Source organism: Methanoregula sp., from assembly GCF_050010295.1.
In the GTDB taxonomy this organism is placed as follows: domain Archaea; phylum Halobacteriota; class Methanomicrobia; order Methanomicrobiales; family Methanospirillaceae; genus Methanoregula.
In genome coordinates this window covers 80,031-95,329 of sequence record NZ_JBEKLH010000002.1, presented here as the reverse complement: position 1 = coordinate 95,329, position 15,299 = coordinate 80,031, and the positions used below count along the sequence as shown (strand labels likewise).

At 51.5% G+C, this 15,299-nt stretch carries 13 protein-coding genes and 1 CRISPR repeat array (1 of these 14 only partly in view); of the genes, 5 read left to right on the top strand and 8 right to left on the bottom strand.

Annotated elements, in window-relative coordinates:
- Positions 1–1,465: a CRISPR direct-repeat array (repeat unit 37 nt; unit sequence CTTCGAGCGAAACATCCACGAGAACAAGGATTGAAAC); it reaches 2,862 nt to the left of the window's first position.
- Positions 1,466–1,522: 57 nt separating this feature from the next.
- A complete protein-coding gene (locus tag ABSB80_RS03445) occupies positions 1,523–1,798 on the bottom strand; it encodes a ribbon-helix-helix domain-containing protein (RefSeq protein WP_428368191.1) in 276 nt (91 codons plus the stop codon).
- 978 nt (positions 1,799–2,776) lie between these two features.
- Entirely contained in the window at positions 2,777–4,021 is a 1,245-nt protein-coding gene (gene hisD, locus ABSB80_RS03440; protein ID WP_428368189.1) for a histidinol dehydrogenase, read from the bottom strand.
- 195 nt (positions 4,022–4,216) lie between these two features.
- Here hisD and ABSB80_RS03435 point away from each other — a divergent pair, with 195 nt between their 5' ends.
- Entirely contained in the window at positions 4,217–5,281 is a 1,065-nt protein-coding gene (locus ABSB80_RS03435) for a hypothetical protein (protein WP_428368187.1), read from the top strand.
- Positions 5,282–5,285: 4 nt separating this feature from the next.
- Here ABSB80_RS03435 and ABSB80_RS03430 read toward each other — a convergent pair whose 3' ends face one another.
- From ABSB80_RS03430 to ABSB80_RS03410, 5 genes are all read right to left on the bottom strand, one after another.
- Positions 5,286–5,996, bottom strand: a complete 711-nt coding sequence (locus tag ABSB80_RS03430) for a sulfate/molybdate ABC transporter ATP-binding protein (RefSeq protein WP_428368185.1) — start codon at positions 5,994–5,996, stop codon at positions 5,286–5,288.
- Positions 5,989–6,810, bottom strand: a complete 822-nt coding sequence (locus tag ABSB80_RS03425; protein ID WP_428368183.1) for an ABC transporter permease — start codon at positions 6,808–6,810, stop codon at positions 5,989–5,991. Before ABSB80_RS03425 ends, ABSB80_RS03430 begins: the two co-directional genes overlap by 8 nt.
- 57 nt (positions 6,811–6,867) lie before the next feature.
- On the bottom strand, positions 6,868–7,830 hold the full coding sequence (modA, locus tag ABSB80_RS03420) for a molybdate ABC transporter substrate-binding protein (RefSeq protein ID WP_428368181.1): 963 nt from the start codon (positions 7,828–7,830) through the stop codon (positions 6,868–6,870).
- 160 nt (positions 7,831–7,990) lie between these two features.
- Positions 7,991–8,200 carry a TOBE domain-containing protein gene (locus tag ABSB80_RS03415; RefSeq protein WP_428368179.1) on the bottom strand — a complete coding sequence of 70 codons (210 nt, stop codon included), beginning with the start codon at positions 8,198–8,200 and terminating at the stop codon, positions 7,991–7,993.
- An 808-nt stretch (positions 8,201–9,008) separates the two neighbouring features.
- Positions 9,009–9,212, bottom strand: coding sequence for a hypothetical protein (locus ABSB80_RS03410; protein ID WP_428368177.1), 204 nt, complete (start codon positions 9,210–9,212; stop codon positions 9,009–9,011).
- Positions 9,213–9,489: 277 nt separating this feature from the next.
- Between ABSB80_RS03410 and ABSB80_RS03405 the strand changes: the two genes are divergently transcribed.
- Together ABSB80_RS03405 and ABSB80_RS03400 are read left to right on the top strand one after the other, a co-directional pair.
- Positions 9,490–10,752, top strand: a complete 1,263-nt coding sequence (locus ABSB80_RS03405) for a hypothetical protein (RefSeq protein ID WP_428368175.1) — start codon at positions 9,490–9,492, stop codon at positions 10,750–10,752.
- Between the two features lie 230 nt (positions 10,753–10,982).
- Positions 10,983–11,870 (top strand): ferredoxin-like domain-containing protein, encoded by an 888-nt coding sequence (locus ABSB80_RS03400; RefSeq protein ID WP_428368173.1) that lies wholly within the window; start codon positions 10,983–10,985, stop codon positions 11,868–11,870.
- Between the two features lie 193 nt (positions 11,871–12,063).
- On the opposite strand, the gene ABSB80_RS03395 is transcribed toward ABSB80_RS03400, so the two are convergent.
- Positions 12,064–13,272, bottom strand: coding sequence for a molybdopterin molybdotransferase MoeA (locus tag ABSB80_RS03395; protein WP_428368171.1), 1,209 nt, complete (start codon positions 13,270–13,272; stop codon positions 12,064–12,066).
- 315 nt (positions 13,273–13,587) lie between these two features.
- Here ABSB80_RS03395 and ABSB80_RS03390 point away from each other — a divergent pair, with 315 nt between their 5' ends.
- A complete protein-coding gene (locus tag ABSB80_RS03390; protein WP_428368169.1) occupies positions 13,588–13,815 on the top strand; it encodes a sulfurtransferase TusA family protein in 228 nt (75 codons plus the stop codon).
- Between the two features lie 25 nt (positions 13,816–13,840).
- Entirely contained in the window at positions 13,841–15,088 is a 1,248-nt protein-coding gene (locus tag ABSB80_RS03385; protein WP_428368167.1) for a DsrE family protein, read from the top strand.
- Positions 15,089–15,299 lie beyond the last annotated feature (211 nt).

Genomic DNA, 15,299 nt, shown 5'->3' with positions numbered 1-15,299 from the left:
GGATTGAAACGAGTAATGTTATAATGTTATATTAAGCGTCACGTCCTTCGAGCGAAACATCCACGAGAACAAGGATTGAAACTCACTACGACGATAGATGGGGATTCGACTGCGATCTTCGAGCGAAACATCCACGAGAACAAGGATTGAAACCCTCGTGACATCGGGTTTTTCGTGGCTCGAAGCGAACCTTCGAGCGAAACATCCACGAGAACAAGGATTGAAACTTCCCACCTCGCACGATCATAGCGTATGCACCACGGCTTCGAGCGAAACATCCACGAGAACAAGGATTGAAACTAGTCGGATGCGTTCATGGTTCAAAGTTTCGACACCTTCGAGCGAAACATCCACGAGAACAAGGATTGAAACGCATGTGTCTTTCACCGCTCTCCTATACGCATAGCTTCGAGCGAAACATCCACGAGAACAAGGATTGAAACCTGACTATATCGCGCGGGAGTTCGGGGGACAGGCTACCTTCGAGCGAAACATCCACGAGAACAAGGATTGAAACCAAAAGATCGGGCTGACGGAGAGCTTAGCCCACCGGCTTCGAGCGAAACATCCACGAGAACAAGGATTGAAACCGGAGTTCTCTTCCAAGATCTTCTTGCCTGATTTGCTTCGAGCGAAACATCCACGAGAACAAGGATTGAAACTTTTCCGGTCTTCCGGACCGACCCCCGCGCCTTCCTTCGAGCGAAACATCCACGAGAACAAGGATTGAAACCATCAACCAGACCGAGGAGCTTACGCTCAACGATTGGCTTCGAGCGAAACATCCACGAGAACAAGGATTGAAACCCATCTACTTCACCTCTTCTCTCTCACTTGTTTTCCTTCGAGCGAAACATCCACGAGAACAAGGATTGAAACTGAGTTGAGAGATGTCGAAAATCGACAGCATCCGCTTCGAGCGAAACATCCACGAGAACAAGGATTGAAACATGGTATAGCAGACACCTCAACATATTTGTTGAAGCTTCGAGCGAAACATCCACGAGAACAAGGATTGAAACCTCGGAAGGGCAAGAAGAAAAGCACGTCCTCTAAGCCCGCGCTTCGAGCGAAACATCCACGAGAACAAGGATTGAAACACCTCCAGCCCCGGGCCGAACCAGAGAAACCAGCGCTTCGAGCGAAACATCCACGAGAACAAGGATTGAAACAAGTAGGTACTCCGGAGCTCACAGAATCAATACGGTCTTCGAGCGAAACATCCACGAGAACAAGGATTGAAACCAACTTCATGGCGGACAGGCGTACATTTGCGATCACTTCGAGCGAAACATCCACGAGAACAAGGATTGAAACTCCATGATGAGAGGATCGGTTGGAGCAGATGGGTTCACTTCGAGCGAAACATCCACGAGAACAAGGATTGAAACTTGTCTTTCAGATACTTCTGGGCGGTGGAATCGGTGACTTCGAGCGAAACATCCACGAGAACAAGGATTGAAACAGGAGATAAATCTTTCCTTTAATTACAATTAAAAGAAAAAAAATCCAAGATGTAAATTTAATCCGTATTGGAACGATTTCGTTTTTGTTTTGGATTGACTTTCTTAAATATCGTCATAATATGTTCCTCACCCTCTTCCGAAACTAGGAATTTTTTGATTTCTTCAGTTAGCCTTTTATCCTTATTCTCAAAATAAAATCGAACTGCAACAGTAATAAAATCAGATCGAGAAGAATAACCCCCTTCTTTAACAGCCTCCTCAATTTGTTTTAGTATTTCTGGAGGACAATGATAGGAAATTTGTTCCTGGGGCTTTCCGTGCTTTTTTGGCATTTATATAAGATTCAAGTAAATTCCTATGTAATTATCGGATGTTAGTAAGATGTTAGTAAATCTTTAATATTGTGTGATGCGAAATGAAAGATTGCGAAATATGGATTCGGAAAGATGGAATTTATCGTTGAATCCCCTAACGGATGAGGTGCTTTGTCAGTCACCGCGACATTCGTCAGATAGCGGCGACCGGGTTCCCAATGGAACCGATCTCCTCGCGCACAGGGCACCAAGTGGAACAGTATACTTCTATCTCCATCATTGGTCCATAAAGCGGGGTGAATCTAGCCTCTGCACGATTATCGGCGAGGAAACGGCCAGAGAATTCATTTTAGAGCGTTTAATTCAAACCAGAGAAGCCAAGATAACGGATTCAGAACGGGACCGGATACTGAAATATTTCCCGGGCATCTTTAATGAAGAGATCTGAATATGTCTGCCTGTCTAGATACGGTATCCGGGCCGGATTTTCCGGAAATTTTAGGATGGGACGTTCTCTAAAGTTTTGAGTTTTAGTTTTTCCTTTAATAACAATTAAAAGCGATCCTAGCGGATTATCCGCGCGGACAAACTTCTTCATTAGATTTTACTTCCGGAAAAATCTCCGGAATTTTCTGGGGGGACTGGCACCGGGAACTGGATCGAGTTGGGCAGAATTTCTTCAAAATACGGAAATTTTCAGTAATGCATGATTTAATGCTTTATTTCGGTTAGTATAGAGCAAACCGAAATGAAATTTAATGACGATAACTACGTAAAATCAGAAAACGCCGGATCCTCCGGACCGGATCGCCGGACCGGCCGGATCACAAAAAATATTGCCAGACAGGACAAATTTGAAATACAGAAATTAAAAATTTCAAATTTGCTACATTAAAAATGAAGTTAATCGGACAAAGGATAGAGGAGATTTCTTTCCAAGAATTATTTTTTTACTGCAATTTATTTACTAACACATGTTAGAATTTTTTAAAAAAATCACAGTCCCCTTCTCACCCTCACAGACTGCGCGTGGGCATAGAGACCTTCTGCCTCCGCGATATTCTCGACAATATCTGCGATAGATTCCAGACCGTTCCGGTCGAGAATCTCGACAGTTGCGGACTTGTAGAAATGCTGCACATCAAGACCCGAATACATCTTTGAATATCCTGCTGTTGGTAAAACGTGATTGGTTCCGACTGCATAATCGCCGCAGGCTACAGCAGAATACTTACCGACAAAAATGGCACCTGCATTTTTTACCCGGGTAACTACCGACAGGGGATCGGCTACCTGGATCGACAGGTGCTCGGGAGCCACCATATCCGATGCCGCGATTGCTTCCTCCAGGTCGGCGACAACGGTATACCCGGAATTTTTCAGCGACTGCTCGATGATCTCTCTTCTCGGTGCAGCCCCGAGCATCTTCTGCACTTCCCGTCCCACCTTCTCCGGCAGACCGGGATCCGTGGTGATCAGGATGCAGGCAGCATTCGGGTCGTGTTCGGACTGGGCGAGGATATCGGCAGCAACAATCGAGGGGCTGGCTGTTTCATCGGCTATAATACCGATCTCGCTCGGGCCCGCAGGAAAATCGATCTCAACCTTCTCCCGCAGCATCATCTTCGCGAGGGTGACATAGATGTTCCCTGGGCCGACAATTTTCTGAACCGGGCTGATGCTTTCAGTACCCAGGGCCATCGCGGCAATTGCCTGGGCCCCGCCCGCATTATAAATCTCTGTGACCCCGGCAATGTCGAGAGCGACAAGAGTCAGGGGTTTAATAGGGGGCGGTGAGCAGGCACAGATCTCATGTACACCCGCTACCCGGGCGGGGACGGCACACATGAGGGCAGAAGAGGGATACACTGCCCTGCCACCGGGAACATAGATCCCCACGCGGTTGAGCGCCGTTGTCTTGACACCCAGTACAATGCCGGGGTCCATCTCCTCAAGCCAGAGATCACGCGGGCGCTGGCGTTCGTGGAAGCGTTCGATACGGGCCTCGGCCTCGATGAGACTCTCAACAACCTTTGTATCGACGAGGTCATATGCCGCCTCACGCTCATCTTCGGAGACTGCGATATCACCCAGGTCGCAGTATTTTTTCGCGAAGTCCCGGAGCGCGGCATCGCCCTCGTTCTGTACCCTCCCGATGATCCCGGTAACGGTACTTCGCGCATCCTCAAGGCTGGTCTTCCGTGCCCCAAGCCATGCATCGATCTCGACTGCCTTCCACATAGTTCCAATATTTTCGGCAACATGACACGTTAAGGTTTCGTAGCGTGATCCGATCACGGCATTCATATGAAGATGAATGGTCCTCTATCTGCACAAAGACCGGTTTTCCATCATTGTTTTTATCCGTATGAGAGAAAACGGGATGCACCATAAAAGCATATTGCCACATACTGCGCATATTGAACCAGTGGTGATATGGGAAGCCCTTACTTCAGCAGCGATGAGACCATCCTCCTTTCAACGCACAATATTGTTATCAATACGATTCCCGCCGAAGCGATACTTACCGGCAAACGTCTTATCCTTGTAGACAGCAGTCATCCCCAGTTCCGACCGCATGACATCCCCTTTACTGCAATCGAGACGGTTATCATCGGGGAGAATTCCGGCAACAACCCGGTCCTTTCTCTTACGGTCGTCACGCAGGGAGATACACGACATACACTGGGGATTGTCTTCGCCCAGCAACCCAAGACAAAACGAACCGGTGAGCGCGATTCATGGGCCGCAAAACTCAAGGAACTCAGCGTGATCTCACAGGAAGGTCATGGCGCACAACCCATGGATCTGGCACCGCCCTGGATCCCGGGGTTCCTCTCTGCTGGAGAATCCGGTGAAAAGGGTTCCGGTCAGGATTTCCCGGACAAATACAGGAATCCCCCGCTCGTACCGAAACGACCGAGACCTGAAGATCCCTCCAGGAACCGGACGATCATTGCTGTAAGCGCAATCGCTATCTTCGTCATTGCGATTGTCTGCGGCGTGGTTTTCTTTGCCCCAGGACTTATTGCCCACACCGTGGTACCCGCACCGCCGGCAACGACTCCGGTCGTTGCTTCTACCCCAACACCTGTTCCGGTTCGTACGGAAATCCCCGCAGCAGCAGTAACCTTGCAGCCGACAACCACCACCGGAATACCAACAGTTCCAACCCCCGTGCAAAGGGTCGTTCCCCAGACCGGGGTCTGGGTACGGATCAATTACATCGGGAATTTCACCGGTTCTGTCGGGACTGCTGGAGCGATGAGGGAGGTGGCCAGTTCCGGGGACACGTATTACCAGATTCCGACAGTTGACGGGGTTGTGGAGGCCACAATCCAGAAGCTGGACAGTTCAGGAAATGTCCTCACGATAGAGGTCTATAACAATGGAAACCTCATAAAAAGCGGTACGACAAGAACTCCCGACGGTGAGGTCGACATCCATGCTGACCTGAAAGCAGCGCAGTCAGTGGCTGCCAGTCAGACAACCGGCACGTAAATTATTATCCTGAACATAATTCACATTTGCACGAGGAGAGCTCATCGGGTAAATCGTGCGGTCTGCCTTCCCATTCTTTTTTCCCGGAGCTGAGAATACAGGCTCTATCGCCGATGTCCCGGCTATCCGAAACCCGGTGCGTAACAACGATGCAGGGGATCTGCATCTCTGCAACAACCGATCGCGTAAGGTTTTTCACGATACAGGTGCTTTCAGCATCCAGAGAAGTGAAGGGCTCATCAAGCATCAGCAGCAACGGCTCTATTGCCAGAGCGCGTGCCAGCGCCACCCGCTGTTTCTGCCCGCCGGAAAGGTTCCCGGCTTTTACCTGGGCATGGTCCTGCAGTTCCATAAGTACGGTCAGGTGCTCCACGCGCTCTGCAATTTCCTGCCGGGAAAATTTCCGGACCCGGAGGCCAAAAGCAATATTCTCATGCACGGTCATGTGGGGAAACACGGCACTGTTCTGGAAGACATACCCTATACGACGATCTTCGATCGGCAGATCGATTCGTCCTGCAGGTTTACAGAAGAGAGTTCCGTTGAGACGGATGCAGCCGGAATCCGGGTACAGGAGGCCTGCAATAATGTTGAGGGTCGTTGATTTTCCTGACCCGTTGGTTCCCATGAGCACAAAAATTTCTCCGGGATTGACCTTCAGGGAGAGATCCAGGGTAAAATCCCGTAGTTTTTTTGTGATGACTGCTTCAAGCATGCTGCACCTCTTTTGAAGAGAGGAGCCTGACCGCAATCATGATACCGAAGGATATGATCACCAGCAGGATAGAGATGGTCAGACCGGAAGCGAGATTGCTTTCCATACCCACGTAGACCGCAAGCGGCATCGTCTGGGTGACACCGGGAAGGTTGCCAGCAAACATGATGGTGGCACCAAACTCTCCAAGGGCCCTCCCGAATGTCATCACAGCCCCGGATACCAGTCCACCTGCAGTAAGCGGCAACGTGATGGCCAGGAAGGTCCGCAGGGGGGAAGCTCCAAGCGTTCGTGCAGTCTGTTCGTAAGCCAGGTCAAACTGCTCAAAGAGCGATTTGGCCTGCCTCAGGTAAAACGGCGATGCGACGAATATCTGCGCCATGATGACGGCCAGCGTGGTGAACGCGATAGAGATGCCGGCCATACTGAGATACCGTCCGACGAGGCCGGCCCTCCCATAGAGGACCAGCAGGGCGACCCCGGCAACTGCGGGCGGGAGAACCAGCGGGAGATCGATCAGGGTATCAACCAGTACCTTCCCGGGATACGAACACCGGGTGTGGACATATGCGAAGGGAGTGCCGACTAGGATCACGACTCCTAGAGAGATGACCGAGGTGAAAAGGCTCAGCCAGAGCGCACTGGTCACCTGGGGATCCGAAAGCGACGAGAAGAAAAGATCCGGTGTGATGCGAAGGAATAACGCTGCTATTGGTAAAGCAAGGTAGAGGGTGACGGAGAGGATCAGGACACCCGCGGCCACGTACGTGACGGTGCGCCGGTATTGTTCCGGAATACTACCTGCGGGTTTCATGACAGGGAACCGGTTATGTCCAATGTACTAGAAGTCCGGATAAAAAAATCAGGAGGTTCAGAGGGGCCGGAACCCATAATCCTTGAGGTCCTGCTGTCCGAAGGCAGAAAGCATGAAATTCTCGAAATCCGCAGATGCACCCGTACTGGTGGATCCTTTCAGGACACCAATGGTGTAGGTCTGGAGATAATTGTCTTTCTTCGGTATGGTAATGGCAAGGTAGGTGTTCTTGGGCGCTGCCGTATAGGTGGATTCGTACACGAATCCTGCGTCCGCTTCACCGAGTGAGACCTTGGTCGCAACAGCCGGTTCCGAGGTCTCATACGTGACCACATTTTTGAAAACGGAGCCGTTCCAGTCCGCGTTATAGGTGGACTTCGCAAGGTTGGCAAGCACTGCTACGGTGGCAGTACCGGCCGGGACGCTCTTGTCCTCCATCGCGATCTTCACCCCGGGATTTGCCAGGTCGGCCAGGGATTGGATATTACCGGGGTTGCTGGCAGGGAGGATGACGATAACATAGTTTGATGTAAGAGGATGCACCGTACTATTAACGAAATAGCCCTCTCCCTTGAGCGTGTTTGTGTAGGTGTTGCTGGCGGAGATGAACACATCTGCATAGGCACCGTTCTCGACCTGGGTCTTAAGCGCCTGGGTCCCGTCGAGGTTGAACACGACCTGGTCTCCGGGATACATCTTTTCGAAATCCGACGCAAGCTTCGGAGAGACCCCGCTAAGAGAGGCTGCGGTGTACGCCACCACATTGCCCTGAGACGGGGTAAACGTAGGTTTGGGTGTGCCCGTGGTCGCAGCAACAGCCGGTGTTGACACCGGTGCAGCTGTCGTCACGAGAGGTTGGGGCGTTGGGGCAGGTGTTGCAGAGACCGGGGCCGGTGTTGCTACCGGGGTCTGGGACTGCGGGGCGGTGGAGGTGCAGCCTGCGAGGAATGCCGTGGCCAGCAGGAGTCCGCATACGATACCGATAAGGACAAGACTGTTTTTACTCAATGACCGTTTCATAGTATCATTCCTTTGAATGCAATCCTATAGATCCTTATTACGTAAAACTATTTTCATTTAACTTTTAAAATTGATAACTATAATTAATTAATATTTCAGTTTTTTGAGAAATAAAATCTTACAAAGAGTATTCGGAAATATAAAAACAGGGAGTTAGTAATCAATCGACAGCGATCATCACTTCACTGGATTTGATAACCGCATACGCGGTAACACCGGGGGCGAGACCCAGTGTCTCGACGGATTTCTTTGTGATGATGGATGTGATCTCCGATCCGTCTGCAAGTTTGAGCGTGACTTCCGAGTTTACACTCCCTGGTATGATCCGCGTTACTTTGCCTTTCAATATGTTTCTTGCACTTATTTTCATACACGAACATCTCCGGTACTTTCTAACACGCCAATGCGTGATTAGGTTTGGTCATTGTGTTCATTCTTAAAATACATATCGGTAACAGAAAGCTATACCGGAAATTACCGATACGGTAGCGTGTTCAAATCAAAATAGTCTTTCAGCTCTCCGTGTATTCGGTTTTTATATAGAATTTTCCAGGGCCAGGTACACCCATATTAAGTAATTTAAATTAATTTTTATATGAAGTTAAATAAAAAATATTATAAACAGAGATGTCTAACATAATTATTGTCCCTTTGGAAACACGCACCAACCGGACGCATACACACACATACTTTAACCAGTATTTTGACTCAGGGGGAATTCCCCGGTGAACTGGAACCGGGGAATTATTTTCTCATCTACCGGATATTCATCATCGGACTCTCAAAAATATTCCCTGCGTCAGTAAGCTAGCTGGCGATTCGGCAGCATTTAAAAAATTTTAATTTGTAGGTTATTGGCTTGTCCAGATCTAGCCTAAAAAAATTCCAGATCTGTCCGGCCATTCTCAAAAACTTCACTTCGCATTAATCCTTATTATTCGTATTCGTATCTTGCTCTGTCTATCGATACCAAAGTATACATTACAATATCCAAATCCCATCAATAAACGATCGTCACAAAGACAGGAAGCTGGCTATTATTCATCCTTTCTTTCTGAATTTTAATATCCTGTAAACAGATGCCATATCATACAGATACGGAAAAAGCAGACTTTACCTAAAAAGCATATCACCATAGAAAACACAATTAGAAGAGACAGGTGTACCATGGCCGGCCCCTACCTGAACAGTGGTGAAACGATAATTCTGACAACCCCCAAGATCAGTGTCGGCTCCGCCATCTTCGACATGATGCTCACGACCCGGCGTATCATCCTAGTTGATAACCGGTACGCACGCTTTGAACCCCAGATGATCCCTTTTTCTACAATACTCACCGTGAAAGGCGGGAAGATCCCCACCGGCGAACCAGTTATCTCCATCTCCTGCAGCGACACGGGTGGCCCCGATGAGCCGACGGTGACCAATCTGATATTTTCCCAACAGCCTGCCGAACTGCGGAAGGAGGAGCGGGATCTCTGGGTAAAGAAAATTATTGAACTCGTAATATCGGCCCGGCAGAACGGTGCCAACTCAGATTCCATGCCAGCAGATCAGGACACAGGTATGCGGCCTTCTGTCCGCCGCTGGAACGCTCCCGATCACCTCCGCCCGCACTCCTCAGTATTAAAAACCCCTCCAGAAGTCACTGAAGTTGTCGTGACTCATGATGAACCGGACGCATTCTCTTCCCTGAGTGACACAGAATTTTCATCAGGTACAACCATCCTGAAACGATCGGAACTTTTTAAAGATTGGACTACTGCGGGAGAACAGACAATCGATTCGGAATCAACTGAAAGGGCCGGTGCAGAGATTCAAAAAACATCTGATTCAGAAGAAGATTCGGACACGCAGGAAGAGGACGGTTCACCAGTTGCCGCTGAATCGTCAGGTCTTCCGGCAGAAAGACCTGAATCTTCAGCGGAGCACACATCTGCAGAATCACAGAAAGAGGTATCTGACCTGATGCCCGGGACTCAGACCAGTTCCCGGACCTCCTTTGCCGATACGGTCCTTGTGGCAGCAAAATCCCTGATTTCTGACCAGGATGCGAAAATTCCGCGCGATGAGCCCGTGGTTTCGACCCCTGCTTATGTGGCATCTCCCGGTGGAAGAAACCCTGAATTATCGGAAGATGATGCATCAATAAAAAGTGACGGAGACGAATTACAACCGGAAATTATTTTGTCACCCTCTCAAAAGATCCCTGAGTTTGCAGCTGTTCCCCAAGAAATGGTAACACCGACACGTACTCGAACCCGCAAAGGGGAAGACCGCGGTGCTCTCATTGAGATTGTTGGTGGTGAAACGGGTGTAACCATTCCTGGAGAACCCGCGGAACCAAAACCAGCCGTGCATGATGGCGTACATATCCCTCATCCGGTCAAACCACCGTTCAAAAAGTTACTTGGAACGGTTGCAGTCCTCGTAGTTATCGCGGTGATCCTGATCGTAGGGGGAGCATTTTTCCTGTCTACCTTCTCATCCGGAAGCACCAGCAATTTGCACACACAGGAAACCAGTCCAGTGGTTACTGTTCAGGTAACACCAACGATCACTCCTCTGACGATACCCCCCAGCGGTATCTGGATACGGATTGTGTATCCCGGCACATTTATCGGAACGGTGGGCAATCCCGGATATCTTTACCAGGTTTCCGGTTCCGGAGACAAGTTCTATAAAACATTGAGGAGTGACGGATTCATACAGGCAACGGTGCGGAAGCTGGACTACTCAGGAGACACGCTCACGGTCGAAGTCTATGTCAATGGATCGATGATCGCCCATCAGGCAGTTGCAAAGCCGATGGGTGAGATAAACCTCCTTATTGATGCCAAGGGGAATCTCCCCGGTATTCCTCCCACCTCAATTGCAACCAGCCGAACACCAGCAGGTTCTAACCGCCTTGTATATATCTAAAAAAAAGTTTTCGGCGAAGCGGGACAACCGGGAACACCAGATAGTCTGCGTTCCGCGTTCACGGTGAATTTATCGTATCGTTACGGGATAGAACCGATTTTCCCCCGTTGATCGGCTGACATTTACGTTAATCTTCCCTCAATCAGCAGTATCAGTCCGGAGTTTTCGGTCGCCGGCACGCAATATCATAACCCTATGATTAATAATCAGTTTCTTCTCAATACTGGTAGATGCAGAAAGATTTTGGCATTCACATGAAAGGCGGTGTCATCACCGAACGGGATCCCGATTTCACCACCATCCGGATCAGGGCACCGGCCGGGATACTCACCATCGAGCAATTGCGGGGTATCGCGAAGATCGCAAAAAAATACGGGAGCGGCGTGGTCCATTGCACGACACGACAGACAATCGAGATCCCGCATGTCAATCCCTCCCGCCTCAAGAGACTTTCACAGCAACTTGAGAAGAACGGTACTCCGATCGGGTCCGAGAAAGATGAGGTCGTCAATATCATCTCCTGCCCCGGGACCGAGCGGTGCAAATACGCAAATATCGATACCATCAGCCTTGCAAAAAGGATCGACGAGAGACTCTTCGGGAGGGAGATGCCGGTCAAGATGCGCATCGCCCTTTCAGGCTGCCCGAATTCCTGCACGAGTCCCATGCTCAACGAGATCGGCGTCATCGGGAGGATCCGTCCGGTCCGCACTCCCGGCCTCTGCACCGGTTGCGGTTCCTGCGTCTATTACTGCAAGGAGAAGGCCATAAAGATCAGGAACGGAATCTCGGAACTGAACGAGGAGAAGTGTATCCAGTGCGGTATGTGCGTTAAATCCTGCTCGTTCAACCTGCTCAAGACGGCACACCACCACTTCCTCATCACAGTCGGTGGGCGGCGAGGACGGCACCCGAAAATCGGACGGGAGTTGCTGACCGTAGAGACCGAGGACCAGGTCCTCTTTGTGATCGGCAAGATCATCGATTGGGTATACCGGCGGGCGTGGAGCGGCAGGCTCCTTTCCGAACAGCTGGATGAGATCCATTTCGAAAAATTCAGGAATGAGATCTTGAAGGAGATCCCCGAAGCAGGCCCGGTAAAACCGGTAAATCCCTGAATGCACGGAAAACGAACCTTTTTTTAGAAGTTGTGCGGACCGGCCCGGGGGATCTTCAGGCTAAGACAAATGGATGCAGTTCTGGGGAAATCGTAGGTAATCAGGGAAATCGGATCTGTTGAAGCCACGTATGCAGATTCGCGGAAGAGCAGTGCAGTGACATCGTTAAGGGTCATGACTTCGAGGCAATGCTTCACCACAGGATCACCTCAACGAAGGTTCCCTTTTCCAGACCCTCACAGCCGGGTGGGATCCGGACGAAGCCGTCGCTTTTTACCAGCGTATTCAGGAGCCCGGCCTTGCCGAAGAGAGGGGTCGCAACACCATTGTCGATCCGGACACGGGCATATTCCTCACGTCCCTTCTGGGAGGGGATGCTTTCGCCCAGCACGGCGCCGGTGGCCCGGAGCACCGGCTTCTTCAGGCCAAGCATCCGGTCGAGAAGGGGGGTCACGACCGCTATGAGCACAACAAATGCCGCTGCCGGATGGCCCGGCAGACCGATGACCGGCTTTCCTTCGATCCGCCCGATAATGGTTGGTTTTCCGGGCGCTATCGCAATCCCGTGAACCAGCACCTCGCCCCTGCCTGCAATGACACCTGCAGTCATGTCCCGGTCATCCTTGGAACTCCCTCCCGAAATGAGAACCACATCGCATTCCCTGACTGCCCGGCTGGTCACGGTTTCAAACGCTTCCCGTTCATCGCGCACGATCCCATAGAGCCATGTCTCGCACCCGTACTCCGCAAGATACGCGGCAAGCATGGAGGCATTCGCGTCGCGTACCTGCCCTGGCCCGGGCCGGGCGGTTGCCGGGACCAGCTCGTTCCCGGTAGAGATGATACCAACTACCGGCTTTTTCGCAACCGTAACTTCGGTACAGCCGACTGCTGCAAGGAATCCCATATCCTGCGGCGTGAGCTTTCTGCCGGCAGCAAGCACGATCTCCCCTTTGCTGAAGTCATCATCATGCAGGAGGACATTTTCCCCGTAGGAGACCGGCCGTTTCACGAGCACGGTATCGGCAGTCTCTTCGGTATGCTCCAGCATAACCACCGCGTCGGCACCTTTGGGAAGGACACCGCCTGTCGGGATATAGACACAGGTTCCCTGGGTGACTGTAAGGTTGGGATCAAGAGAACCCATGACGACCATACCGCTGCACTGGAGATGGGCAGGAGTTGTATCGCCAGAACCGGTCGTATCCTCGGATCGGACCGCGTATCCGTCAACAACAGAGCGGTCGAAACCGGGGATGTCCATGTCTGCAGGTATGTCCTCAGCCAGGACGCGTCCGGTCGCAGATCCCACCGGCATCTTCTCCGGAACCGGTGCCGGGGCTATCCGGGTAGCCGTCGCCACGGCATCCTTGAGCGCAATGACATGAAGGAACCTGCTCATTCAAAACAGCCCGGCTGGCATCAGAGGCTCTTGATCCTTAACGAGTCGCAGTACTTGCCAACAGCTCTCCTGGCGGCTTTCATTTTTTCTGCAAAGGACAATATCTGCGCGCAGGCGATCCTGTGAGTGTGGCCGGATTCTCCCGAAGTCTTTTTTGGTAACCTTTTCACTCATGATAATCCTTGTTGGGCGTACTTCCTTATTGGGTTTACTTCTTACGGATCCGGGGCGGCGAAATATACCTAGTCCCGGGCTAATGGTAGAGGATACGGCTCCATGAAAGGTTTTCATCTAAGAAAGAAGTATGTACCAGCAATGCAGAGGAAGAGGCTTGATATTACCAGGAAGACCAGCCCGTACTGCCTGCTTGTCGTGGAGAGGGAAGCAAAGGCTTTAAAGCCATCCGATGAATTAATCATTACCTGCAATAATAACTCCGCTGCCACGACGTATATTCCGAGTCTGGCCCACGACAACGGGATGGATCCGGATCTGCGGAGACTATCGCCCGACACGTGGGAGATCAGGATGACACGACAATGATTCCCTCCAGAGGGCCCGGCGCACCATGACCACGCATTTTTTCCTTCTCTCGACGGCGGTATCCACCGAGCGGCTCTCGTGGATCGAGGAATGCCTCAAGTTTTTTTTTGTCCAGCTCTATCCCGAAACCCTGGTACACCGGGGAAAAACGGAGAGCCCGGTATTTACATTCTTTGTCACGGGCGATGCGCTGTACAGTCTTGAGGACCCGGATGCACAGGAGGTCTGGTCGGTTATCCTCTCCCTGACTTCAGTGAAAATCCTGTGCGACCGGCGGGAACTGGAACTCCGCGGCATCTCCATCGAGCATCTCCGGATGAAATATCCCGACCACCTGATCGACCAGAACGGCCTCGGTGATCGTGGCCAGCCCTCGTTCTGGAAGGATGTTGCCGATCTTATCCGCAAGAACCGGCCGCCGCTCCCGGACTCGGTGGGCTGGCTCCAGTCAGAGTCCCCGTATATGCATCGCTCAGCCTGGTATGGTGTCCGGTGTCTCTCGGCTGCACTTGAAGCCGGCATGTCCGTGGAACTGTATGCGTACCTCGACGGCATTCATATTGGTCATATCGGGCAGAATCCCACAGAGTCAGAAAATATCGGGCGCACCATCGAGGAACTCCACGAACATGCCTTCAGGCAGGGCCTCCAGAGCACAATCCTCGGGTGCAACCGGTGTGCAACAGCCCGGGGGTACAGCACCTGGGATGACGGGCAGGGGGTCATCATCTCAACCTGTACTATCAGGCCCTTCAGGATCAGGGACATGAATGCAATGATTGACCGGTTAGGGCAGAACCACATCGTCATTGCGGACAATGCCGGGTCCATCCAGCTCCCGAAGAAGGGGCCGGCAATCTCCTTCGATCGTGCGGAGAAGAGCGGCACTGCACCCCCGGTCACGATCCTCGTCACAAAAAGCCCGTACAGCACGGAGCATACCTTTGGCGCGGTCTCGTTTGCAGTTGCCTGTGCACACCAGGGCATCCTCACCCGGGTCATCTTCATGGAAGACGGGGTCTATGCTCTTGCCGGGACCCACAAGACTGCCCCGGATTCGGTACCCTTCAACCTGCAGGACGTCATCAATGCGGTGGCCGGCAGCGAGAACCTTCACTTTTTTGCCCTTATACCTTCGTTCCAGAAACGAGGCGTCACCAAGAGCAAGACGCTGAATGCGGTCCTTGACATCGGATTCCCCGGACTGGGAAAGATTTTTTTCTACCCGCCGGCCAACGTCCGGGTGGACCACCAGAGAATCCTGTTCTTCTGAATGGATCTGCAGGGGGCCCGGCACCAGTCCTGCCTTCGGACCTGACGGACCGGATATTCCTGAGAAGAGTGAATACCCGGAATGCAGGCGTATGCCACGGGGTGGAGGAAGGAGGCTCCGGTGTAGAGGGGAGCGGGCTTTGCCACGGCTGCCGGAAGAAGGGGCGATGCGAAGGCACGTCAGTCCGGATGCCAGGTGTTTTACGTTCCCC